Below are 2,024 nucleotides of genomic sequence, written 5' to 3'. Positions count from 1 at the left end.
TGTCAACGGCACTCAGGAATTGATACAGTTTCTGTCGGCATCGGCACTTCAGATTTGATACACCGGGTTGTAGTGTTATTGCGGTGCCGACCGCATTCCGCTGGCGGCGTTCTCCTTTGTTGTAGTCGATCTCTTCATAACCAGTCCGGCGCGCCGCTTGTCGCGTAGTCGATAGCTCTCGCCCTGGATTGCCACGACGTGAGCGTGATGCAATAGCCGGTCGAGCATGGCAGCAGTGAGCGTTGCGTCATCGGCGAACGTCTGGTCCCACTGCCCGAACGGAAGGTTGCTGGTCACGATCAGACTGCCACGCTCGTATCGTTTGGCGATCACCTGGAAGAACAGGTTGGCCTGCTCACGGCTCATCGGCAGGTATCCGATCTCATCGATGATCAACAGCCTGTACGGGTTGACGAATCGTTTTAGCGCGTCTCCCAGCTGATTCTGTCGATGTGCCGTGGTCAGTATCATCAGCAGGTCCGCTGCGGTGATGAAGCGCACCTTGATCCCAGCTTGCGTTGCTGCATAACCAAGTGCCATTGCAATGTGCGTTTTGCCTGTGCCACTCGGTCCGAGTAATACGACGTTCTCGTTTCGCTCCAGAAACGTCAGACTTGCCAGCTCCTGGACCTGAGATCTGGGCACACCGCTGGCTGCTGCGAAGTCGAAGCCGTCGAGGGTCTTGATCGTCGGGAAGCCTGCCAGGCGTGCAAACGTCGCCCGCTGTCTGACGAGCCGCGCTGTGTGCTCGGCCTTTAGTACCGATTCGAGAAACTCGGTCAGGTTCACCTCGTCGGCGATCGCCTTTTGCGCCAGGTATGGCAACGCGTCCGCGATGGTCGTGAGCTTCAGCTGGGCGCATAGCTGCGCCACTCGTTCGTGTGCGATGTTCATGCGGCAACCCGAATCAGCTGGTCGTACACGGACAGCGGATGCTGTAGCGGAGATAGCCAGTCGTGGAATCGCTCGCGCAACTCCTGTCCGCTCGCCGGTGTCGTTGCTGGCAACAGCGACGGATACGGTGGCGGTACGCTCTGCAAGGCCTTCTGCTCAACAAGCAGTTGCTCGCCTGGCTTCAGGCGGGTCGTTCCATGTATCCGGACATGCGCAACTTCGCGTAGCCAACGCCAAACTTCAGTGTTGGCGGTCGTCACGTCCAGTTCGACGTTGGCCGCCTTGAACTGGGCGGCCAGCGGAACGTAGAAACTGCGGCGCAAATATCCGTTCATCCGTTCGACCTTGCCTTTGGTCTTCGCGCGATAGGGCCGACAAAGCTCGGGCTTAAACCCGTAGTGCCGGGCGAAGTCGAGAAACCCCGGCTGGAAGCGGTGCTGCTTCGGACCGTATGCATCCCGCTCGATGACAACGGTCTTCATGTTGTCGAAAAGCGCCCGGCGCGGCACACCGCCGAACCAGTTAAAACAGTTGACGTGACACCTGAGCAAAGTATCGAGTCGCATGTCGGAAACGAATTCGACGTAGGTCGCGCGGCTATGGCCAAGAGTGGCCACGAATGCGAACAGATTCGCTCCTTTGCGCCGACGGAACTCGACCCAGTCGACCTGCATCTGATCGCCCGCAGCAGTCTCGAATCGCACGAGAGGATCGGGCGCCGGTACAGGCCGCAATGTCGCAACGAACTTGCGCACGATTCTCTCGCCACCATCGAATCCCTGCGACTGGATTTCGCGCCACAGAACTGTCGCTGGAATCCAGTCCGGTGCCGCTGACGCGATCCGTTCCCGAAGATAGGCTTCGAACGGTTTCAGTATCGACTCGCGCGGAGTCGCCGCGGGCCGAAACGTCGGCGCATCCTGCGTCGCCAGATACTTCCTCACGGTGTTGACGGAGCAGCCAACCTCACAAGCAATGGCACGCAGGCTCTTGCCCTGCTTGTGCAATATCCTGATCTGCATGTATCCCTCGTACGAGATCATCGCCGCTCAAAGCGGCCATTATCCCTTCGTCGAGGTGTATCAATTCCTCAGTGCCGACGGTGTATCAATTTACAGGTGCCGATGACA

The 2,024-nt window shown here is 58.6% G+C and carries 2 protein-coding genes; both read right to left on the bottom strand.

The window, feature by feature from the left end; all coding sequences use genetic code 11:
* Nucleotides 1–75: 75 nt before the first annotated feature.
* Entirely contained in the window at nucleotides 76–894 is an 819-nt protein-coding gene (gene istB, locus C8K18_RS32985; RefSeq protein WP_107711087.1) for an IS21-like element helper ATPase IstB, read from the bottom strand.
* Nucleotides 891–1,937, bottom strand: coding sequence for an IS21 family transposase (gene istA / locus C8K18_RS32980; RefSeq protein ID WP_107711086.1), 1,047 nt, complete (start codon nucleotides 1,935–1,937; stop codon nucleotides 891–893). The genes istB and istA overlap by 4 nt, the downstream gene beginning before the upstream one ends.
* Nucleotides 1,938–2,024 lie beyond the last annotated feature (87 nt).

This window comes from Paraburkholderia sp. GV068 (genome assembly GCF_003058125.1).
Classification (GTDB): domain Bacteria; phylum Pseudomonadota; class Gammaproteobacteria; order Burkholderiales; family Burkholderiaceae; genus Paraburkholderia; species Paraburkholderia graminis.
This window is presented reverse-complemented; position numbering and strand designations above follow the sequence as displayed.

Bases quoted from the DNA above. Each gene is read 5' to 3' on its own strand.
- istB (WP_107711087.1), bottom strand. From the start codon at position 894: ATGAACATCGCACACGAACGAGTGGCGCAGCTATGCGCCCAGCTGAAG.
- istA (WP_107711086.1), bottom strand. From the start codon at position 1,937: ATGATCTCGTACGAGGGATACATGCAGATCAGGATATTGCACAAGCAG.